Here is a 21,968-nt window from a genome sequence, read left to right as displayed (position 1 = left end):
CATCAGCAACCATTTTATCGGCTTGCTCGTTGTCACGACCTTGAACTTTGTAACCACCAAAAATGTTTACCGATTGAGGCGTTAAGCCTAAGTGTGCACATACTGGTACAGCACGTTCTGTTAGCATCTTCACAGTTTCAATCAACCAGCTTCCGCCTTCGATTTTCACCATATTCGCACCAGCGCGCATTAAGGTTGCTGCGTTCTCACAGGCTTGCTCTGGTGTGGCGTAACTCATGAATGGCATGTCAGCCATAAGAAGACAGTTTGGGCTACCGGCACGCACTGAGCGAGTATGGTAAGCAATATCTTCAACGGTTACTGGTAATGTATCGTTACGACCTTGTAGAACCATGCCAAGTGAGTCACCGACAAGTAGAACTGGCATATCTTGGCTTTCGAATAATTGAGCAAAACTCGCATCATAAGCTGTCGACGTCGCGAATTTACGGCCTTCTTGTTTGCACTTGATTAGGTCGTTAATGGTTACTTTTTTCATTGATTTTCCTTAATGCGCTTGGCTATTGCTGCCAAACATTGAGCCCGTTCTTATCTACTATTTTTAGTAGTTCTGTCAGCTCAGTCCCATCAGGGAGTTGTAAACTTGGTGCGATTTCAGCAAGCGGGTAGAGCACAAACTCTCTTTCTTTCATTCCGTAATGAGGAACGGTTAAGCGCTCTGAATCGATCACCTCATTGCCGTATAACACGATATCGAGATCCAAGGTTCTTGGACCCCAACGCTCGTCTTTACGGACGCGCCCTTGCTCTTGCTCGATCTTTTGAGTGCAATCAAGCAGTTCAATTGGCGTTAATTCTGTTTTAATTGCTACTACCGCGTTGATGTAGTCGGGTTGGTTTTGCGGCCCCATTGGAGTGCTACTATATAGCTGTGAGGTCGCAACAAACGTTGTTCGCGGAAGATTCTTTAGCGTTTCGATAGCCAAGTTTGCTTGGCTAACAGGGTCGGCAAGATTACTGCCGACCGCAATGTAAGCCGTTATCATTCTGATTGCTTACTCTTTTTGTTCCTGTAAGTCTTACGGCGGCGATGACCCGACTTTGATGGTGCTGCTACGTCATTAGCCATCGCTTGACGCATATTGCGTCCTGCTGTCTGATAACGCTCCCACCATTTTGCTAGTTCTTTGGTTTCGCCACCTTCAATTTCGCCACGCATTTCTAGGAAATCGTAGCCAGCACGGAACTTATTGAGTTCCATCAGGCGAACGGCACGTTTACCGTTGCGGCGAGGCAGTCGTAGTTGCAGTTGCCAAACTTCGCGAATGGTTGCGGTATGGCGACGAGGAATCGCAATTGATTTTACTTGTCGATCAAGAATGATGTTACTTGCTTCCATGATCGCATCGTAGTGCGCCATACCCTGTTCAGCGACAAGCTTGTCTGCCAACTTGTTCATTGGGTACCAAAGCATTGCAGCAAACATAAACGCGGGGTTTACTCGCTTGCCATCTTCGATGCGAAGGTCAGTCGAGTCGAGTACCAAATCAAGCATCTGCTCGGTATGTGAGTCGTAGCCTTCTGTGAAGTGTTCCGCTACTGAAGGGAACATCTGCTGGAACAGGTTGTACTCACGCATCAAGTGGTAGGTTTCTAAACCGTGACCTGATTGCAGTAATTTTAGAGACTCTTCGTAAAGGCGCGCTGCTGGGATATCTTTTAGAAGGTGTGCTAACTCTTCAATTGGGTCGGCTGTATCTTCCTCAATATCAAAATCCAGTTTAGCGGCGAAGCGCATTGCACGTAGCATGCGTACTGGGTCTTCGCGGTAACGCGTTTCTGGATCGCCAATCAGGCGGATCAGCTTATCTTCTAAATCTTCTACACCACCCGCGTAATCGTGGATGCTATAGTCTGCAATGTTGTAGTACATCGCATTGATTGTGAAGTCACGACGTTCTGCATCTTCATCAACATTGCCGTACACGTTATCGCGTAGCAACATACCTTCTTCAGATTGCGCAGAAACGTTTTTCGATGGCTCTTGGTGGTGGCCACGGAAAGTTGCTACTTCAATGATGTCACGACCAAACATGATATGTGCCAAGCGAAAACGTCGACCGATAAGGCGACAGTTTCTGAATAGGTGCTTGATTTGCTCTGGCGTTGCGTTGGTCGCGATATCAAAATCTTTTGGCTGAGAGCCCAATAAGATGTCGCGTACACCACCACCGACTAGAAATGCGTCAAAACCCGCACCATTCAGGCGATATAACACTTTAAGTGCATTGTCGCTGATCTGCTTGCGTGAAATATTGTGCTCTTGACGAGTATAAATATTCAGAGCTAATTCGTGGAATCCGCGTTGTTCGCTTGGGGTATTGTCGTTTGTATTCATTAGTTTATAACAAAGTAGGTATCGCCAGCTTTGTTTTTCTCTTAGTCCAAAGTGGTAGTGCAGAGTTTAATTGCGGCTAATAATAGCTTAGCGCGAGCCATTTGAGAACATCGTCTGCTTAGTCACAGGTATTTGTTACGGTATTTTTATGTATCGTTATTGCGATTTGCCGTTAGTTTCGAACTCATTGCTGTGCTCTTTTTGTAAACTATCAGGTAACTGATAGACGTTCCATTGCTGGCAGCCCCACAATAAAATTTCATCTATTGACGCCTCGAAAAGAGCATTCGGGATATTAAAACCTAAGAATCGCATCGCATTGATTAACGTCGGTTTTGGGTTGTCGAGATCTATCGCGGTGGCATGATTTTGTTTTGACAGTTTATTCCCCAAGCCATCGGTTGCCAATGGTAAGTGCAAGTAGCTCACGTTTTTTTGCTTGAGCGTCTTATACAAACTGATTTGTCGACCTGTTGGTTCTATCAGATCTGCACCTCTAACGACTTCTGTTACCCCTTGTTCGATGTCATCAAGGACAACTGCCAAGTTATAGGCAAACAACCCATCTCTGCGCTTGATAATAAAATCTTCTTCAGCCAATGCTTTGGGAATTTGAATCGTGCCGTGACGAACATCGTCAAAGGACTCGATGGGAAAGTCCATACACAAGCGCACCGCCTGTTCGCCTGAATCAACCAAACCTTTGTCTCGGCAGTGGCCACTATAAAACCCACCCAAGGACTTTATTTGCTTACGGGTACATTGACAGTAGTAGGCCTGATTGTCAGTGACCCATTGATCAATTTGAGCTTGATATAGGTCATGACGCTGGCTTTGATAAACGACTTCACCGTCCCAATACAGGTGGTAAGCCTCAAGCGTCTTAAGAATGAGGTCTGCAGCGCCAGCCATTTCTCTTGGCGGATCGAGGTCTTCCATACGAACTAACCATTGTCCTTGGTTAGATTTCGCTTGAAAGTAGCTACCAAGAGCAGCAACCAGTGAGCCAAAATGAAGAGGACCTGACGGTGATGGTGCAAAGCGTCCGATATAATTCATGAGTGAGAAACCTAATCTTGATGGTACCGCAGTAGCCGATTCTTAAGACGTTTGGTGATTAGTTTATCGCTATCAACAACGATATAAACCACTTTTTAAAACAAACAAAAAAGGGAGCCAAAGCTCCCTTTCTTTACATCCGCAAGAATTAACCTTGCATCTGTTTCTCTTTGATCTCTGCAAGTGTTTTACAGTCAATACAAAGGTCAGCAGTTGGACGAGCTTCAAGACGACGAATACCAATCTCGACACCGCAAGAGTCGCAGAAGCCGAAATCGTCTTCTTCGATCTTATCTAGTGTCTTCTCAATTTTCTTGATAAGACGGCGCTCACGGTCACGGTTACGTAACTCTAGGCTGAATTCTTCTTCTTGAGAAGCTCGGTCAACAGGATCTGGAAAATTCGCTGCTTCGTCCTGCATGTGGTGCACAGTACGATCAACTTCTTCCCTGAGCTGGTTGCGCCAAGCTGATAAAATTTTTGTAAAATGTTCCGTTTGCTCAGGTGACATGTACTCTTCACCTGTCTTTGCTTGGTACGGTTCAACACCTGCGATGGCTAGGATGCCTAGCGCTTTTTTCTTAGATTCTGGCATACAGCATCTCCTATTTACACCTAGTCAACTGCAAAGCAGCTAATTTTAAGGCGGGTATCTATAGCAGAAAGAACGAATGGTGGCAAATACTCTTGTTAAAACTTGCAATCAATGTGAATAGTTCAGCATTTTTGCTTAGCTATTGATAAATTCAACGGCTTGTTTTAGTTGTATTTGAGTACTGCTGAGCTCTGCTTTATAGCAAAGCACTTCAACTCCAGCGTCTTGTGCTTGTTTTAGTAATAACGAATATTTGGCGTCTATATGGTGTGCCGCAGACACTTTTTCAATGCCTGAATGTAAAACAGTGAATAAAAGTACGGCTCTACTTCCAGATTCGACCATTTCTGTGAGTTCTCGCAGATGTTTTTGGCCTCTAGTTGTCACTGCATCAGGGAAAAAACCTTGCCCTTCGGTCGACGCTTGTTGTTTAGTTGATATTTGTTGCTTAGTTGACACTTCTTCGTCGAGCAAAGTGACGCTTTTTACTTCGATATAGCAAGGCGGCTTTTCGTTATCTTCAAGCAGAATATCAATGCGACTATTCTCACTGCCATATTTCACTTCGGTTCGTAACGCGTTATAACCTAAGAGTTCAACTATAGTCCCATTTTCAATTGCTTCCACCGCTAGCTGGTTTGCCCGCGCAGTATTTACACAAATACGGTGACCTTTGTCTGTTTCTGAGATCTCCCAGCTGTTTGGGTACTTTCTTTTTGCATTGTCTGACGTTGAGTACCACACCGTATTGCCAGGAGTCGCACATCCTGTCATCGCTCCGGTGTTAGCGCAGTGGATAGTACGCTCGCTGCCGTCTGGAAGTTGGATGTCAGTGAGAAAGCGTTTATAGCGTTTAATAAGAGTCGCTGGCTCTAATGGAGGATTGAAGTGCATATTACTTATTTAGAGAGGTAGGTTTTTATGTACAATGTTGCCAACATTACACCACAAGGTTCACCCATTGCCACAACTGCCCATAGAAGCTGTGATGCCAGATCTGCTCGCTGGCGTACAAACACACACTCAACTTATTCTAAAGGCCGCTCCCGGTGCCGGTAAGTCAACATTCTTCCCTTTACAGTTGGTTAAAACTAATGCTGTTCAAGGCAAAATCATTATGCTTGAACCAAGGCGTTTGGCTGCAAGGAATATTGCTACTTACTTAGCGAGCCAACTAGGAGAGAAAGTGGGAGAGAGCATAGGTTATAGGGTTCGTGGTGAATCTAAAACCAGTAGTGCGACTCGCTTGGAAATCGTGACTGAAGGGATCATGACGAGAATGATCCAAACCGACCCTGAATTGACAGGGGTTGATATGGTGATCTTTGATGAATTTCATGAACGCAGCATTCACGCAGATACTGCATTGGCGTTTAGCTTGGAGATCCAAGATGCGCTGCGTGACGATCTAAAAGTGGTGGTGATGTCGGCAACCTTAGATCAACACGCTCTGCAATCTTTGTTACCTGATGCCAAGTATGTTGAATCGCAAGGCCGAACTTTCCCTGTCGACTTCCGCTATCAGCCATTAGGCTCGAATGAATATTTAGCACCTAAGATGGCCAACGTGATTCGTTCTCTGATGGAGAAAGAATCGGGTTCACTTTTGGCTTTCTTACCGGGTGTCTCGGCGATAAAACAAGTGGAATCACAACTTGGGCAACTTGTCAGTGATATTGACGTGTGTCCGTTGTATGGCCAATTGAGTTTTGAACAGCAGCAGAGAGCGATCGCGCCATCGGTGAAAGGGCGTCGAAAAGTGGTATTAGCCACTAACATTGCGGAAACTTCTTTGACGATTGAGGGGATTCGTTTAGTGGTTGATTCGGGGTTAGAACGAGTTGCAAAGTTTGATTTGAAAACCGGTATTACCAAGCTTGAACAAGTGAAAATTTCGCAGTCTTCTGCTGAGCAAAGAGCGGGTCGTGCTGGGCGAATCGAAGAAGGCTTATGTGTTCGCTTGTACAGCGAAACACAGCTTATGCAGCAACCTGCTGTACCAGAACCTGAAATTCTTCATTCTGATTTGTCTTCGTTGGTGTCTGAATTGACGCAATGGGGCGCTGCGAGTGCTGATGAACTGCAATGGTTAGACGTTCCACCAAAAGCTTCAACAGAACAAGGTAAGCAACTCTTACAAAATCTGGAACTGTTAGACGCTAATGGGCAGTTCACTTCGATCGGTAAGCAAGCTCAGCGCCTAGGCATTGAGCCGCGTATCGCTAGTATGCTGATCAAAGCTCAGCAAAACAGTCCAGCCTTGTTGAATGTCGCGATTGTCGCTGCCGCTTTACTCGAAGATCCGGAACGCAATGTGACGGATATTCAACACTCGCTACATCGACTTAAGCAAAGAAAGCACTCGAAAAACAGTGTTGTGATGCAGCGAGCGAAAAGTCTCGCCAGCAAACTCAATCATCACTTAGATTTGTCACAAGTTGACGAATCATTGCTACCATTAGTGCTTTGTTTTGCATTCCCAGACCGAATTGCACAAGCGAGAAGTGCGAGCAGCAGTGCTTTTCTTCTGGCGAATGGTCACGGTGCTGAAGTTCGTGATGATGATCCATTGGCGAATAATGACTATATCGTTGTGATTGATTTGATGCGCAGCACAGGGCGAGCCAGTCAAGTTTTCTTAGCTACCGCGGTTGATATTGCGCAGCTAGAAGTTGAATTTCCAAAACTGTTTGTGTGTTCCGATTACGCCGATTGGGATGAGAAACGTGGTCGCTTAGTTGCCGAGCAGCGAGTGTCTTTGGGCAAGCTGATTATCAGCACCAAAGCTTTACCAGAACCCGATGCGAATCAGGCGAGCCAAGCGCTACTCAATTATATCGCTCGCTGCGGACTGGAGCGTTTACATTGGACGTCTTCAGCTAAACAGCTCGTTGAGCGTGTACGCTGCGCACAGCTTTGGATGCCAGAGCATGATTGGCCAGCGATGGATGATGCGAGTTTGGTTGAAAATCTTGATGAGTGGCTATCACCCTATCTGAATGGCATTAAGTCAGCCAAAGGGCTGTCGAATGTATCGATTGAACAAGCATTGTCGGCTTATCTTGGCTGGCCTCTGAATCAAGAAATAGATCAATGGCTACCGACTAATTACCTGATGCCTACGGGCAGTAAGAAGTCGATTCGATATCAATATCAATCTGAGCCAATGATCTCTGTTCGAATGCAGGAAGTCTTTGGTGAGCAAGATTCACCCTTGATTGCCCAAGGGCGTAAAAAGGTCGTGCTTGAGTTGCTCTCTCCTGCGCAACGACCACTGCAAATTACTCAGGATTTAGCCGGCTTTTGGGCTGGCGCGTACAAAGAAGTACAAAAAGAAATGAAAGGCCGTTACCCCAAACATCCTTGGCCGGATGACCCTGCTAACCATGTAGCAACCACTAAAACTAAACGACAGTTGAACCGATGATGACCAAAATGTTAACGCCAAAAAAGGCACCACCTAAAAAAGCGCCAGCAAAGAAGTCACCAACGACCAAAGCCAAGCCTAGAAAGCCAAGAGCGTCAGCGAAAAAGACTAAACCTAAGGCTAAGCCGTCTGGCAAGAGAGGTTGGTTGAAGATTCTGTGGGGCATTTCTTGGAAAGCTGGCTTAGCACTTGCCGCATTGCTGTTGTTCGTCGGTATTTATCTGGATTCAGTGGTTAAGCAGCGTTTTGAAGGTCAGCTTTTTGATCTGCCAACCGTTGTTTATGCTCGTGTGTTGGATCTGTCTCCTGGTACTGCCGTTAGTTTGGTACAAGTCAAAAATGAATTGGATGTGCTGAATTACCGTAAAGTGAATTCTCCTCGTCACCCAGGTGAGTACTCTTCTTCTTCAACCAAGATTGAAATGATTCGTCGTCCGTTCGAGTTTGTCGATGGACCGGAAGCGGATCGTCATGTAATGCTGCATTTCAACGGTAACGAGTTAACTCGTATACAGTCGCTAGAGAAGAAAGGCGACATGGGCTATCTACGTGTTGAGCCGAAAATGTTGGGTATGCTTGAAAAAAGTAACGATGAGCAACGCCTGTTCTTAAAACGTAATCAGTTCCCAGAAGTGATGGTTGATGCCTTATTAGCAACTGAAGACCGAAGCTTCTATCAACACGATGGGGTATCGCCATTAGCAATCGCTCGTGCAATGGTCGTTAACGTCAAAGCTGGGCGAACGGTACAGGGCGGTAGCACGCTGACACAACAGTTGGCAAAAAACCTATTCCTGTCCAGTGAGCGTACATTGTGGCGTAAGGTTCGTGAAGCCTACATTGCGCTTATCTTGGACCATCGTTACAGCAAAGACCGTATTCTAGAGGCTTACTTAAACGAGGTTTACCTTGGTCAAAATGGTGGGCAAGCGATTCATGGCTTCGGTTTAGCGTCTCGTTTGTATTTCGGTCAACCTATTCAAGAGCTCCGCATCGATCAACTAGCATTGCTGGTGGGTATGGTGAAAGGACCGTCGTATTACAATCCGGTTCGTTACCCTGAGCGTGCTAAGACTCGACGCGATCTGGTTCTTCGCTTATTGATGCAGCAAGACATATTAACTCCGCGACAATACGAAGAAGCGGCGAGTCGTGATTTGGATATTCAAGACAACCCACGTATTGCTAGTCGTCAGCCAGCTTACTTCCAGCAAGTAAACATTGAGCTTAAGAAGTATGTAGGCGATCGATTTGAAGCGAAAAAAGGGATTCGAGTCTTTACCTCTCTGGATCCCGTTTCCCAAGACAAGTTAGAAAAGTCGATTGCTCGTAAAGTGCCTGATTTATCGAAAACGGCAGGTAACAAACTGGAAGCCGCAGCTATTGCCGTGGATCGCAATACTGGTGAAATTCGAGCGATGGTCGGCGGTAAACGTACCGGTTACGATGGTTTTAACCGTGCTTTGAACGCGAGTCGCCCTATTGGTTCTTTGGTTAAGCCTGCCATCTACTTAACCGCATTAGAGCAACCTCAGAAGTATACGTTGGCGACAACATTGAAGGACACGCCACTGAGCTTGAAAGGCAGTAAGGGTAGCGTATGGAGCCCAAGAAACTTCGATCGTAAGTTCCGTGGCGATGTACCCTTGTATGTGGCGCTTTCTAAGTCTTACAACGTACCAACGGTTCGCTTGGGGATGCAGTTAGGCATTGATAGCGTCTCAGATACCATTGGAAAACTGGGTGTCGATAAAAACGAAATTCGCCCAGTACCGTCGATGTTTTTGGGTTCGTTCTCACTGACTCCGTTCCAAGTTGCTCAGATGTACCAAACCATTACCAACTCTGGTCGCATTGCGCCTTTGTCTGCGCTTCGTTCGGTTATTGATAATGATGGTGAGGTTCTGTATCAATCGATTCCTCGTGTATCGCAAAGCGTTGACCAGCAAGCAGCTTGGTTAACAACCTATGCGATGAAGCGGGGTGTATCGGAAGGTACAGGTCGTTTCTTACAAGGTCAATTTGCATGGGCTGGGTTAGCTGGTAAAACGGGCACAAGTAATGACAGTCGAGATAGTTGGTTTGTTGGTGTTGATGGTCGTGAAGTCACGACGATTTGGTTAGGCCGAGATGATAATAAACCGACTAAACTAACCGGTTCTAGCGGTGCGTTGCGTGTCTATGCCGATTATCTGAAGCAAAGAACGCCTGAACAACTATTACTGCCTTGGCCAACAGGAATTGCGACCGCTAGCTTTACTCGAACTTCTGAAGGGGCGTTAGAGTTTGATTGTGGTGGTACAGTCAAATTGCCGGTCTGGGATAAAAGTGGCAGCATTAAAAAGGGCTGTGAAAGTCAACCAAAACAGTGGCTAAAGAAGCTTTTTCAGTGGTAAAGTCATAACAGAAAAGAATGACAAGGATAGTTTAGATAATGATTTCTCGTTGGTTAGTGAGTAGCTTGGGTATTGTCGGTACTGTGATCAGTTTTCAACTGTTTGCCGCTACTGCAGCACAGGTTGATTCATCAGAACATGTTGAACTTAAAGAAGCTCATAAAAGGCCAACCGTTGCTGTCGTTCTTGCTGGTGGTGGGGCAAAAGGTGCAGCTCACATCGGTGTGCTTAAAGCCCTAGAAGAGATGCAAATTCCGGTTGATTACATTACCGGTACCAGCATGGGCGCATACGTTGGTGGTCTTTATGCGACAGGGATGAGCGCAGATGAGATCGAGAGCTTTATTTATACGGTTGATTGGAATCGTGGTTATCGCGATCGCGTTGACCGTAGTGATCGCCGTGTGCGAGACAAAGAATATGAAGACCGTTATCAACTGAATACCGATCTCGGTTTAGGTTGGGGCGAAATCAAAGCCAGAAAAGGTGTGGTTCAAGGTCAGAATATGTTGCGTATTCTGCGCGAGACCACTGGTAATTTATCTCCCCTCGATTCTTTCGACAGCCTCGCTATTCCATATCGCTCTGTCGCAACCGATATTATCGACCTTGAAGAAGTCGTGATCGATCATGGTCACCTTGTTGATGCGATGATGGCGAGTATGTCAGTACCTGGAGCACTTCCTCCTTATGAAGTTGATGGGCGAATGTTGGTCGATGGTGGTGTCACTAATAACATGCCTGTTGATGTTGCTAGAGCGATGGGTGCTGACATAGTTATTGCGATTGATATCAGTACTAACTACAAAAGCAAAGAAGACTTCACTAACTTTTTAGCCGCAGCAGACCAACTCTCTAATTACCTTGTTCAACGCAGCACTCAAGAGCAAGCCGCGACGTTAACAGACGATGATTTTTTCCTACGTCCTGATGTTGGGCAAATGGAGACCACCGAGTTCGATAAAATGCCGACGGCTTATCATGCTGGATACGAAGCAACAAGGCAGTATACGGATCAGCTTTCTAAGTTGGCTCTCTCTAACGCAGACTATCAAAAGTATATCGATCATAAACAGCAAGCTCGAAAGCAGCTAAAACATGGCGACCAGACTGTCGTTGATAGAGTTATTATTAACAACAACACCCACTATTCAGATAAGTTGATCGAAAATCGTTTAAACCTCGATTCTGGTCAGGTTGTTAAAACCAGTGAAATCGAATCTAAAGTGAAAGATCTTTATGCTTTAGATCGGTTCGAGTTGGTTACTTATGAATTTGAAAATGTTGATGGCGAGGATCAACTGCTGGTCGATGTGAACGAAAAATCTTGGGGTCCCAACTATCTCAATTTTCGATTTTTTCTTGAAGATGATTTCTCGACTACCAGCCAGTATTCGCTCGGTGTCTCTGCCAACTTTACCGATATTAATAAGCATGGTGCAGAGCTAAGAACTAATATCGAGATGGGTACTGACAAACGCATTGAGGCGGAACTCTTCTCACCATTCTTTTCGAGTCAAAAGTTGTTCACATCTGTGTCTATTGCTTACAGCAACCAGAATCGAAACCTGCCAGCAGGAATCGGCGAGATTGGAGAACCTACACTGGATGCAACCAAAGACTACTTACCAATGTCTTATCAAGAGTATCTGAGTGAATTTGCATTGGGCTATCAACCGACATTGTGGCAAGAACTGAAATTTGGTGCACGTTATACAGATGGCAGTATTGAGGTGGCATCATTACCTTCACTAGGAAGTGGTGGCTATAAACGTATTGGTGCCTTTGCCAGTTATAGATTGGATACACTAGATAACTTCAGTCTTCCTACCGAAGGTTATTTTGTCGATTTAGAGTACCTTATCTCTCATGACGATTTTGAGAATGAAAGCTCTAATGGTGGTTCAGATTTCTCTTCTGAGAGTGATACAGTCTTTGAACTTTCGGCCAATTTTATGGCAGCACAAAGCATTGAAAAGCATACTTTAGTCGCAAAGGTTGATTACGGCATCGTAGAAAGTAAAAACTCAGTCTTTCCGATTGATCCGAAAGAGCTAGGAGGGTTCCTCAATCTATCCGGTATTCCAAGAAATAGTTTGATCGGTCAGAACTTAGCTTACACCAGTTTGATCTACCGTTATAAGTGGTTTGAAAATGACTTCGGCCTCTTTGAATCACCGTTCTACGTGGGCGCCTCTATTGAACATGGTGGTGTTTGGTCGAACAATGACTTAAAACTGGATGAAGCTCCAATGTATACTGCAGGCTCTGTTTTTGCGGGTGTCGACTCACCCATCGGGCCGATCATATTAGCTTATGGTCGAACCGAAGATAACTTTGATTCGGTGTATCTGATTGTCGGTACTTCCTACAAATAATCATGCGTAGAGTCACCGTTTAACTGCGTAAATAGGCAAAAATAGTGGGACTTTCGTCTTAACTTGCTATGTTGGTCAAAATGATAAGATTTTAATTTAACGTTAAATTTGCTATTCTACCGCCCACAGTTTGGCCTCTATGATGCCGCTCATCAATACAAATTGAATGACAAAAATGGCAATGGAGAGCCAAGTTTCCAAGGATGTTCGCTTCTTAATTTTACTAATAATTATGAAGGTAAGAAGTGAACCGCAATGAGAGGAAAAAAGTCGTGCTTGAAGCCTACCGTAAACACGTCGAAGAACGTGCTGCCGAGGGAGTTGTCCCAAGACCACTAGATGCTGAGCAAGTCGCTGGCCTAGTTGAACTTCTAAAGAATCCACCTCAAGGTGAAGAAGAAATCATTCTTGACCTACTAGAAAATCGCATTCCACCGGGTGTAGATGAAGCTGCTTACGTAAAAGCTGGCTTCCTTACGGCTATCACTAAAGGTGAAGTAGCTTCTCCACTAGTAAGCAAAGCAAAAGCTGCACAACTGCTTGGTACTATGCAAGGTGGTTACAACATCGAGTCTCTAGTGTCTCTGTTAGACGATGCTGAGCTTGCTCCAATCGCAGTTACAGCCCTGTCTCATACTCTACTGATGTTCGATGCGTTTTACGATGTAGAAGATAAAGCGAAAGCAGGTAATGCTTCAGCACAACAAGTACTTCAATCTTGGGCTGATGCTGAATGGTTTACAGCGAAAAACAAAGTAGCGGAAAAGATCACCGTTAAAGTATTTAAAGTTACCGGTGAAACTAACACTGATGACTTATCACCAGCGCCTGATGCATGGTCACGTCCTGATATCCCAGTGCACGCGAAAGCGATGCTGAAGATGGAACGTGATGGCATTACTCCTGATGAACAGGGTAGCGTTGGTCCAATCAATCAAATTGAAGAAATGCAAAAAGACGGCATTCCACTGGCTTACGTTGGTGATGTTGTTGGTACAGGTTCTTCACGTAAATCGGCAACAAACTCAGTACTTTGGTTCATGGGTGAAGATATCCCATTCGTACCAAACAAGCGTACTGGCGGTGTTTGTCTGGGTGGTAAAATTGCACCAATCTTCTACAACACAATGGAAGATTCAGGCGCACTACCCATTGAACTGAACGTACAAGACATGAACATGGGCGATGTCATTGATATCTACCCGTACGAAGGTGTTGTTCACAAGAACGGTTCTGTGATTTCAAACTTTGAGCTAAGCAAAGTACTTCTTGATGAAGTGCGTGCTGGTGGCCGTATTCCACTGATCATTGGTCGTGGCCTAACGGGTCGTGCTCGTGATGCTCTAGGCCTAGCTGAAACCGATCTGTTTGCTAAACCAATCGATCCTTCTGCTTCTGATAAAGGCTACACATTAGCTCAGAAGATGGTAGGTAAAGCGTGTGGCGTTGAAGGTGTGCGTGCGGGTCAGTACTGCGAACCTAAAATGACGACAGTGGGCTCTCAAGATACTACGGGTCCTATGACGCGTGATGAGCTGAAAGATCTGGCTTGTCTTGGCTTCTCTGCGGATCTTGTGATGCAGTCTTTCTGTCACACATCTGCATACCCGAAACCAGTTGATGTAAACACTCACCATACACTGCCTGATTTCATCATGAACCGCGCGGGTGTTTCACTTCGTCCGGGTGATGGTGTTATCCACTCATGGTTAAACCGTATGCTTCTTCCTGATACTGTAGGTACAGGTGGTGACTCGCATACTCGTTTCCCTCTAGGTATTTCATTCCCTGCTGGTTCTGGTTTGGTAGCATTTGCTGCGGCAACAGGCGTTATGCCTCTTGATATGCCTGAATCTATCTTGGTTCGCTTTAAAGGCGAAATGCAACCGGGTATCACACTACGTGACCTAGTACATGCAATTCCGCTTTACGGCATCAAGCAAGGTCTACTAACGGTAGAGAAAGCAGGAAAGATCAATGAGTTCTCTGGTCGTGTACTAGAAATTGAAGGTGTTGAGCACCTATCTGTTGAGCAAGCATTTGAACTTTCAGATGCATCAGCTGAGCGTTCTGCGGCTGGTTGTACGGTTAAGCTATCTCAAGAGTCTATCGATGAGTACCTGAACTCGAATATCGTTATGCTTAAGTGGATGATCGCTGAAGGTTACGGTGATGTTCGTACGATTGAGCGTCGTATCACGGCAATGGAAGAGTGGTTAGCGAACCCTGAGTTGCTATCTGCTGATTCAGATGCGGAATACGCGCACGTTATCGAGATTGATCTTGCTGACATCGATCAACCAATCCTATGTGCGCCAAACGATCCAGATGATGCTCGTCTTCTTTCTGACGTTCAAGGCACTGAGATTCAAGAAGTGTTCATCGGTTCTTGTATGACCAACATCGGTCACTTCCGTGCTGCAGGTAAGATGCTAGAAGAGTTTAATGGCTCTTTAAATACTCGCCTATGGGTTGCTCCGCCAACTAAGATGGATAAAGACCAACTGACAGAAGAAGGCTACTACGGCATCTTCGGTCGTGCTGGGGTTCGTATTGAAACTCCGGGTTGTTCATTATGTATGGGTAACCAAGCTCGTGTTGCTGATGCTTCGACGGTTATGTCTACGTCTACTCGTAACTTCCCGAACCGTTTAGGTAATGGTGCGAACGTTTATCTAGCTTCTGCTGAACTTTCTGCTGTTGGTGCGATTCTTGGTCGTATCCCAACTAAAGAAGAGTACTTAGCGTACGCTGAGAAGATCAATGCAACCGCTGCCGATACTTACCGTTACTTGAACTTCCATAAAATGGGTCAGTACACGGATAAAGCAGACACAGTTATCTTCCAAGAACCAGCTTAGTTCCTCGTTATATTTGTAGCTGCAGTGTTGTTGACTGCGTACGTTCACCGGAGCGCCGGCCGCCCTAGTCACATAGAGCTTCTATGCTCATAGGGATGAACGTACTTGTCGCCTAGCTGCAACTCCAACTATTTAGAGGAACCCAAATGATAGAGCGTCTACTTCGGTAGGCGTTTTTTTATGTCTGAATGTTAGTTTACGAGCGACTCGATCTCTTGATGACTTCGCTATATACTCTCGCCTCATTTTTTACCCTATCTGTCATTAGTGCACGGAGCCTTTATGGAATTTGAATTTACACGAAACACTTTAATGGGCGAGTACTATGTAAAGTGCAGCATGGGTCATGAAATTGTTGGCCGCTGGCTTCAAGAAGAGATCGGGAAAGATAAGCAGAAACTGAATCATGTGATGGCGTTGATTGAGCAATCTCGACAAGATCTGAGCAATGAAGTGACGCTACTAGGCAAAGAGATCAGCCTAGCGATCAATGAAGACGACGTAACGATTCAAGAAAATGTGCTAGGGCACGAACAAGAGATGGAAGAGGGTAGTGAGTTCGATTTCTATAATTGTGAAAGCGAAGCAAGCTGCGGAATTGACGATTTCGAGTTGCTCATCGAACGTTGGATTGATTTTTTAGGTTACTAGTTGCTAATGATTTTGCATCGTGAAAGTTTCGTTGCCCAAAACTAGAGCAACGACAGTGCAACGCATTAAGATAGTGAAAAGGCCGCACCACATTGGTGCGGCCTTTTTCGTTTCTAAAACGGTATTGTTTCTATTTTATTTAAAATCAACAACTTAAATTTATGGCACGCTACTTGGATTGTAATAAGAGTATTAACGGATTAAGTGAAGAATTTAAGGAAAGAATATGAAATTAATAAATGCCATTGTAAAGCCATTCAAATTAGACGATGTACGCGAAGCGCTCTCTGATGTGGGTATTGAAGGTATGACGGTTTCTGAAGTGAAAGGCTTTGGTCGTCAGAAGGGGCACACTGAATTGTATCGTGGTGCAGAGTACCAGGTGGACTTCCTACCCAAGGTAAAGCTAGAGATTGCAACCCAAGCTGAAAATGTTGACCGAGTTGTTGAAGCGATTAGCCAAGCGGCGCACACCGGAAAAATCGGCGATGGCAAAATTTTTGTGTATGACCTAAGCCAAGCCGTACGAATTCGTACTGGTGAAATGGATGCTGAAGCACTTTAAAGAATTACAAGGACTGGAGACTTTAATATGGAACTTACAACAACAGTAACGGAACTACGTTACGCACTAGACACTTTTTTCTTCCTCATCTCAGGTGCGTTGGTCATGTGGATGGCTGCAGGCTTCGCAATGCTTGAAGCTGGTCTAGTTCGTTCAAAGAACACCACAGAAATTTTAACTAAGAACATTTGTTTGTACGCGATTGCTTGTACGACTTTCTTAGTCGTTGGTTACAACATTATGTATGTCGATAACGGCGAAGGTGGCTGGTTACCGTCATTTGGTACTCTGATTGGTACTCAAGGTGAAGGTGCAGACCACTCATTAGAATCAGACTTCTTCTTCCAAGTCGTTTTCGTTGCAACAGCAATGTCTGTGGTATCTGGCGCGGTTGCTGAGCGAATGAAACTTTGGTCATTCCTTATCTTCTCTGTCGTGCTAACAGCATTCATCTACCCAATGGAAGGTTACTGGACTTGGGGCGGTGGTTTCCTATCAGAAGCCGGCTTCAGTGACTTTGCTGGTTCAGGTATCGTACATATGGCTGGTGCTTCAGCAGCCTTAGCGGGTGTTCTTCTGCTGGGTGCTCGTAAAGGTAAATATGGTAAGAACGGTGAGATCTACCCGATTCCAGGTTCAAACATGCCACTGGCAACGCTAGGTACATTTATCCTTTGGTTTGGTTGGTTCGGTTTCAACGGTGGTTCTCAACTTATGGTTTCTGACTTTGAGAACGCGACAGCGGTTGGCCAAATCTTCCTTAACACCAACGCAGCAGCAGCAGCAGGTGCTATCGCAGCACTACTAGTATGTAAAACGACTTGGGGTAAAGCTGACCTAACAATGATTCTTAACGGCGCGTTAGCTGGCCTAGTAGCAATCACTGCAGATCCTTTATCACCATCACCTTTATTTGCTGTAGCGATTGGTTCGGTATCTGGTGCATTGGCTGTATTCAGCATCATCGCTCTAGACAAAGCTAAGATTGATGATCCAGTAGGTGCTATATCGGTACACGGTGTGTGTGGTTTCTTCGGTCTAATGGCTGTGCCACTAAGCAATGCTGATGCAACGTTTGGTGCTCAACTATTGGGTGCAGCAGTAATCTTTGCATGGGTATTCGGTGCTAGCCTAGCGGTATGGGCAGTGCTTAAAGCAACAATCGGTATCCGAGTAACTGAAGATGAAGAACTTGAAGGTATGGACATGCACGATTGTGGTGTCGGCGCCTATCCAGAGTTTGTGTCTGTAAAATAGAACATTATGTATTAATCCATAATTTACAAATATTTACATATTACCCACTTGAAACCTGCTCTCATGAGCAGGTTTTTTTGTGCTCTATCATTGAAATTAATATTTTAATAAATATAATAACGCAACTGATATAGATTATCATTTCGATATAAAGGACTTTACCAATGAAAAAATTGCTAACTCTTTCAGCTCTAGCATGTAGCGCAATCGCACCAACGGCTGCAATCGCTGCTGAAGAAGTAAACGTATACTCTTACCGTCAACCTTTCCTTGTTGAACCTATGTTTGATGAGTTCACAAAAGAGACAGGCATCGAGGTGAATGTTAAGTTTGCTAAGAAAGGTTTAGCAGAGAAGCTAGCTCAAGAGGGCGAATACAGCCCAGCAGATGTGGTATTAACTGTTGATATCAGCCGTCTATCTGAGCTAACTGAAAAAGGTTTAGTTCAAGCTGTAGAAAGTGATGTTCTAGAAAAGAATATCCCAGCTCAGTACCAAGACACAGCTAACGAGTGGTTCGCTCTAACAACTCGTACACGTAGCGTATACTCTTCTCGTGACCGTGTTGGTCGTCTAGGTGAAGATTTCACTTACGCTGATCTAGCTAAGCCAGAATTCAAAGGTAAAATCTGTACACGTAGTGGTAAGCACCCATACAACGTTTCTCTAGTATCTTCGATGATTGCTCACAAAGGTGAAGCTGAAACGAAAGAATGGCTAGAAGGCGTAAAAGCAAACCTAGCACGTAAGCCTCAAGGTAATGACCGTGCACAAGTTAAAGCGATCAAAGAAGGTCTATGTGACGTTTCTCTTGGTAACAGCTACTACCTAGGTAAGATGGTTAACGATAAAGAGCAAAAAGCTTGGGCTGACGCTGTTTACCTTAACTTCCCTAACCAAGAGACAACTGGTACTCACGTAAATATCTCTGGTATGGCAATGGCTAAATTCTCTCCAAATAAAGAGAACGCGGTTAAGCTAATGGAATTCCTATCTGGTGACGTGGCGCAAGGCATGTACGCAGAAGTGAACTACGAATACCCAGTTAAAGCTGATGTTAAACCTTCAGAGCTTGTTGCTTCTTGGGGTGAATTCAAAGCTGATACAATTTCTCTAGACCAGATTGCTGACCACCACGCAGCTGCAATCAAGCTACTAGACGAAGTTAAGTTCGATCTATAATTTTTTACTGTAGGCTTCGGCCCAAGTAAAATGACAGCCTCAAGTCGCCATTTCGGTAACTTGGGGTTGTTTTGTTTTGGAAAATCACTTTTTGATACAAAGCTCCCCGTTAATCCCCAGAGTTATGAGCATCTCACCTTGAAGTCATTACAGTATATGGGTATAAATAACCCCCCATTAAAAGGACATGAGATGTATTTGCAAATGCATTTGTGTTTCATTAAGCCTCGTTGTAGTTAGGCGATGAAAGAAAAGAATTATTTATGGAACACCAGTAGCTGCATCATTGCTGTATTGCTGGTTTTACCGATTTTAGCGATTTTTACGACTGCTGTTGGAGAAACTGATGAGCTATTTTCTCATCTTATGTCCACAGTAATGCCCACCTATACTTATAATACGGTGGTTTTAGTCATAGGAACCTTATTCCTGTCTTTGGCTTTTGGTATTCCGTCAGCTTGGATTATGGCAATGTGCCGTGTTCCAGGAGAGCGCGTTTTACAGTGGGCGTTAGTGCTGCCATTAGCAATGCCAGGCTATATTGTCGGGTATATCTTTACCGATTGGTTCGACTTTGCAGGTCCTGTTCAAATTCTGCTACGAGATTTAACAGGTTGGGGGCCCGGAGAGTACTGGTTCCCAGACATTAGAACCTTGTTCGGAGCTATTATTGTTCTGTCACTTGTTCTCTACCCCTATGTTTATTTGCTATGCCGCGCGGCTTTTATGGAGCAAAACGTCTCCTTATTGCAATCCGCTCGGTTGTTAAAGTGTTCACCTTGGGAAAGCTTTCGTCGTATTTCCTTGCCGCTTGTTCGTCCATCAATGGCGGTCGGGCTATCACTGGTTGCAATGGAAACCATTGGTGACTTTGGTACCGTAAGTTACTTTGCAGTCAATACCTTAACGACTGCGGTTTACGATACTTGGTTAGGTTACTCAAGCTTAACGGCTGCTGCGAAAATATCGGCGATTATGCTGATTATCGTGATCCTACTATTGAGTTCAGAGCGCTATAGCCGTCGCAAACAGAAATTATTCCAGAATCAATTCAGTAGTCGTGAAGATTTTCGTTACGACCTTTCCGGTTGGAAGAAGTGGTTAGCATTGTTTTGGTGTTGGGGGTTGGTGTGTGTCGCATTCTTGTTCCCTCTTGCCCAGTTAATGATTTATGCCTACAAATATTTTGCTCAAAGCTGGACCCCTGAATTTAGAGAGTATGCCGTTAATAGCCTTTATGTTTCGGTAGTTGCTGCAATTATTGGTGTCGTTATTGCTTTGATTGTGAACTTCAATCAACGTGTTAGCCCAAGTAAGAAAAATCAGGCTTATATGCGTATCGCTTCCATGGGCTATGCCGTTCCAGGCACCGTGTTAGCCATTGGTGTGATGGTCCCAGTTTTGTTTATGGATCACTTAGTCAACGATATTGCAAAAGTGATGGAATGGACAGGACCAGGTTTGATCTTCTCTGGTTCTATGTTTGCACTTATCTTTGCCATGGTCGTGCGTTTTTCAGCGGTTGCAATTGGCAGCATTGAAAGTAGCTTGAGTAAAGTTTCTCCTTCATTGGATATGGCATCTAAAACAATGGGCTGCAATACCAACCAGATGTTACGTCATGTTCATTTACCTTTGATTAAACGAGGCGCATTGATCGCCGGATTATTGGTATTTATCGAATCAATGAAAGAGTTAAATGCAGCATTACTGCTACGCCCTTTCAATTTCGAAACATTGGCGACTTATGTTTATAACTATGCCTCAGATGAGCACCTAGAGTTGGCGGCGATGCCTGCTGTATTATTGGTGTTAGTGGGCTTAATTCCTCTGATTATCGTAAACCGTTCCTTGGAGCAGAAACACTAATGAGTTGTGCATTATCAATTAAAGATCTGACTTGTAAGTACGAGTCCCAAACTATTTTGGAATCTCTTTCTTTAGAAGTTGAGCATGGTGAAATTGTTTGTCTGCTTGGTGCCAGTGGTTGTGGTAAGACTACGCTGCTGAAAGCGATTGCCGGCTTGCTTCCATTGAGTAGTGGCGTCATGAGCTTGAACTGTCAAACCATCGACGATGGAGACAACTGGTTACCACCTGAGCAGAGAAACATCGGAATGATCTTTCAAGATTACGCCCTGTTTCCGCACTTGACGGTAAACCAGAATATCTGCTTTGGCCTCAAAGGTCTTTCTGAACAGCAAAAGAAAGAGAAAGTTCAAGAGATGTTGGAGCTAGTTCACTTAGATGAATTCGGTGACCGATACCCACATCAACTTTCTGGTGGTCAACAGCAGCGCGTAGCGATTGCTCGTTCTTTAGCGTACAAGCCGGACTTATTGTTATTGGATGAACCCTTCTCAAATATTGATACTCAAGTTCGCCATGAGTTGATCTCTCAGATTCGTAAAATATTTAAAAAGCAGGGTGTTACTGCTATTTTTGTAACGCACAGCCGTGAAGAAGCATTCGCTTTTTCAGATAAAATGGCGGTAATGAACCATGGTGTGATTGAGCAATATGGTTCTGCATCTGAGTTGTACTTCCACCCATCGAGTAAGTTTGTTGCTGATTTCTTAGGTGGTGGTAGCTACTTGAATGCAAAGCGTATTTCAGATAATGAATTTGAAACGAGCTTGGGTCTGATAGAAGCGAAAGCACAAACTCAGATCGAAGTGGGAGCGGAATGTGCGTTGTTACTAAGACCACAGCATATAGTGGCGAGTCATGATGTCGACAGTAACCTGTCAGTGTTGGAACAACAATTTATGGGCGACCACTGTCGCTATGTGATTGAAGCTAACGGTCAGAAACTGTTAGCAACGTCTTCTGAGGCTCTAGGTGTTGGTATGCCAGTCACCGTCAAAGTAGATACCAAAGGTGTGTTGGCGTTTTAATGATACGCAGTAAGTATCGTTCTGCCGAAAAGTAAAATGCATTCGTAAAAAAGCCCAGCACTTTGATACAGAGTACTGGGCAAGAGTTCTTCACCTATAGGCTTTAACAAGGCAGTGGTTTGTTAAGTCCCATTCAAAACTGCTGCACTCTATAAGTCTATAGAGAGAGGAAGTCTTTCACTTTTTGAAGAACACGTTCTGCAGTGTCTTTATCTTCCATTTCTGCGAAGATTCGTAGTAACGGCTCTGTTCCTGAGAAACGAGCGATCACCCAGCCGCCATTCTTGAAGTACACCTTGGCACCATCTTCATAGCTAACTTTTTCAATTTCGTATTCAAATT

The 21,968-nt window shown here is 44.6% G+C and carries 16 protein-coding genes and 1 pseudogene; 10 read left to right on the top strand and 7 right to left on the bottom strand.

Annotated features, from left to right (window positions below; genetic code table 11):
* The 6 genes from panB to sfsA all read right to left on the bottom strand — a co-directional run.
* The coding region (gene panB, locus AB4653_RS04230) for a 3-methyl-2-oxobutanoate hydroxymethyltransferase (RefSeq protein WP_372103407.1) at positions 1–499 on the bottom strand (499 nt) is incomplete at its 3' end.
* A gap of 22 nt (positions 500–521) precedes the next feature.
* Entirely contained in the window at positions 522–1,007 is a 486-nt protein-coding gene (folK, locus tag AB4653_RS04225; protein WP_009847584.1) for a 2-amino-4-hydroxy-6-hydroxymethyldihydropteridine diphosphokinase, read from the bottom strand.
* Entirely contained in the window at positions 1,004–2,359 is a 1,356-nt protein-coding gene (pcnB, locus tag AB4653_RS04220) for a polynucleotide adenylyltransferase PcnB (protein ID WP_009847583.1), read from the bottom strand. Before pcnB ends, folK begins: the two co-directional genes overlap by 4 nt.
* A gap of 156 nt (positions 2,360–2,515) precedes the next feature.
* Positions 2,516–3,418 carry a tRNA glutamyl-Q(34) synthetase GluQRS gene (gene gluQRS, locus AB4653_RS04215; RefSeq protein ID WP_009847582.1) on the bottom strand — a complete coding sequence of 301 codons (903 nt, stop codon included), beginning with the start codon at positions 3,416–3,418 and terminating at the stop codon, positions 2,516–2,518.
* Between the two features lie 148 nt (positions 3,419–3,566).
* A complete protein-coding gene (gene dksA / locus AB4653_RS04210; protein ID WP_009847581.1) occupies positions 3,567–4,013 on the bottom strand; it encodes an RNA polymerase-binding protein DksA in 447 nt (148 codons plus the stop codon).
* Positions 4,014–4,148: 135 nt separating this feature from the next.
* Positions 4,149–4,907 carry a DNA/RNA nuclease SfsA gene (gene sfsA / locus AB4653_RS04205; RefSeq protein ID WP_009847580.1) on the bottom strand — a complete coding sequence of 253 codons (759 nt, stop codon included), beginning with the start codon at positions 4,905–4,907 and terminating at the stop codon, positions 4,149–4,151.
* A gap of 94 nt (positions 4,908–5,001) precedes the next feature.
* Between sfsA and hrpB the strand changes: the two genes are divergently transcribed.
* The 10 genes from hrpB (at position 5,002) to AB4653_RS04155 (ending at position 21,626) form a co-directional block, all read left to right on the top strand.
* The gene (gene hrpB, locus AB4653_RS04200; RefSeq protein ID WP_032555279.1) at positions 5,002–7,440 is read left to right on the top strand and encodes an ATP-dependent helicase HrpB; all 2,439 of its coding nucleotides are present in this window, start codon (positions 5,002–5,004) and stop codon (positions 7,438–7,440) included.
* Positions 7,437–9,836: a penicillin-binding protein 1B gene (gene mrcB / locus AB4653_RS04195; protein WP_032555268.1), complete on the top strand. Its 2,400-nt coding sequence runs from the start codon at positions 7,437–7,439 to the stop codon at positions 9,834–9,836. Before hrpB ends, mrcB begins: the two co-directional genes overlap by 4 nt.
* A gap of 38 nt (positions 9,837–9,874) precedes the next feature.
* Entirely contained in the window at positions 9,875–12,214 is a 2,340-nt protein-coding gene (locus AB4653_RS04190; RefSeq protein ID WP_009847577.1) for a patatin-like phospholipase family protein, read from the top strand.
* A 272-nt stretch (positions 12,215–12,486) separates the two neighbouring features.
* Positions 12,487–15,075, top strand: a complete 2,589-nt coding sequence (gene acnB, locus AB4653_RS04185) for a bifunctional aconitate hydratase 2/2-methylisocitrate dehydratase (protein ID WP_009847576.1) — start codon at positions 12,487–12,489, stop codon at positions 15,073–15,075.
* 282 nt (positions 15,076–15,357) lie between these two features.
* Positions 15,358–15,726 (top strand): YacL family protein, encoded by a 369-nt coding sequence (locus AB4653_RS04180; protein ID WP_009847575.1) that lies wholly within the window; start codon positions 15,358–15,360, stop codon positions 15,724–15,726.
* Positions 15,727–15,952: 226 nt separating this feature from the next.
* Positions 15,953–16,291, top strand: coding sequence for a P-II family nitrogen regulator (gene glnK / locus AB4653_RS04175; RefSeq protein WP_004738200.1), 339 nt, complete (start codon positions 15,953–15,955; stop codon positions 16,289–16,291).
* Between the two features lie 27 nt (positions 16,292–16,318).
* Positions 16,319–17,548, top strand: coding sequence for an ammonium transporter (locus tag AB4653_RS04170; protein ID WP_102257745.1), 1,230 nt, complete (start codon positions 16,319–16,321; stop codon positions 17,546–17,548).
* A 164-nt stretch (positions 17,549–17,712) separates the two neighbouring features.
* Entirely contained in the window at positions 17,713–18,729 is a 1,017-nt protein-coding gene (locus tag AB4653_RS04165; RefSeq protein WP_012604721.1) for a Fe(3+) ABC transporter substrate-binding protein, read from the top strand.
* A 243-nt stretch (positions 18,730–18,972) separates the two neighbouring features.
* Positions 18,973–20,598, top strand: a complete 1,626-nt coding sequence (locus tag AB4653_RS04160; RefSeq protein WP_009847572.1) for an iron ABC transporter permease — start codon at positions 18,973–18,975, stop codon at positions 20,596–20,598.
* Positions 20,598–21,626, top strand: a complete 1,029-nt coding sequence (locus AB4653_RS04155) for an ABC transporter ATP-binding protein (protein ID WP_009847571.1) — start codon at positions 20,598–20,600, stop codon at positions 21,624–21,626. The genes AB4653_RS04160 and AB4653_RS04155 overlap by 1 nt, the downstream gene beginning before the upstream one ends.
* 157 nt (positions 21,627–21,783) lie before the next feature.
* Here AB4653_RS04155 and AB4653_RS04150 read toward each other — a convergent pair.
* A pseudogene (locus AB4653_RS04150) lies at positions 21,784–21,968 on the bottom strand (phosphoglucomutase/phosphomannomutase family protein); the annotation flags it as partial.

The organism is Vibrio sp. 10N.222.48.A3 (genome assembly GCF_041475345.1).
Lineage (GTDB): Bacteria > Pseudomonadota > Gammaproteobacteria > Enterobacterales > Vibrionaceae > Vibrio > Vibrio tasmaniensis_A.
This window is presented reverse-complemented; position numbering and strand designations above follow the sequence as displayed.

Excerpts from the sequence above, each read along its gene's own strand:
- hrpB (WP_032555279.1), top strand. The coding sequence starts at position 5,002 with ATGCCAGATCTGCTCGCTGGCGTACAAACACACACTCAACTTATTCTA.
- AB4653_RS04165 (WP_012604721.1), top strand. The coding sequence starts at position 17,713 with ATGAAAAAATTGCTAACTCTTTCAGCTCTAGCATGTAGCGCAATCGCA.
- pcnB (WP_009847583.1), bottom strand. The coding sequence starts at position 2,359 with ATGAATACAAACGACAATACCCCAAGCGAACAACGCGGATTCCACGAA.
- sfsA (WP_009847580.1), bottom strand. The coding sequence starts at position 4,907 with ATGCACTTCAATCCTCCATTAGAGCCAGCGACTCTTATTAAACGCTAT.
- folK (WP_009847584.1), bottom strand. The coding sequence starts at position 1,007 with ATGATAACGGCTTACATTGCGGTCGGCAGTAATCTTGCCGACCCTGTT.
- glnK (WP_004738200.1), top strand. The coding sequence starts at position 15,953 with ATGAAATTAATAAATGCCATTGTAAAGCCATTCAAATTAGACGATGTA.
- AB4653_RS04160 (WP_009847572.1), top strand. The coding sequence starts at position 18,973 with ATGAAAGAAAAGAATTATTTATGGAACACCAGTAGCTGCATCATTGCT.
- AB4653_RS04155 (WP_009847571.1), top strand. The coding sequence starts at position 20,598 with ATGAGTTGTGCATTATCAATTAAAGATCTGACTTGTAAGTACGAGTCC.
- AB4653_RS04180 (WP_009847575.1), top strand. The coding sequence starts at position 15,358 with ATGGAATTTGAATTTACACGAAACACTTTAATGGGCGAGTACTATGTA.
- AB4653_RS04190 (WP_009847577.1), top strand. The coding sequence starts at position 9,875 with ATGATTTCTCGTTGGTTAGTGAGTAGCTTGGGTATTGTCGGTACTGTG.
- gluQRS (WP_009847582.1), bottom strand. The coding sequence starts at position 3,418 with ATGAATTATATCGGACGCTTTGCACCATCACCGTCAGGTCCTCTTCAT.
- mrcB (WP_032555268.1), top strand. The coding sequence starts at position 7,437 with ATGATGACCAAAATGTTAACGCCAAAAAAGGCACCACCTAAAAAAGCG.
- dksA (WP_009847581.1), bottom strand. The coding sequence starts at position 4,013 with ATGCCAGAATCTAAGAAAAAAGCGCTAGGCATCCTAGCCATCGCAGGT.
- AB4653_RS04170 (WP_102257745.1), top strand. The coding sequence starts at position 16,319 with ATGGAACTTACAACAACAGTAACGGAACTACGTTACGCACTAGACACT.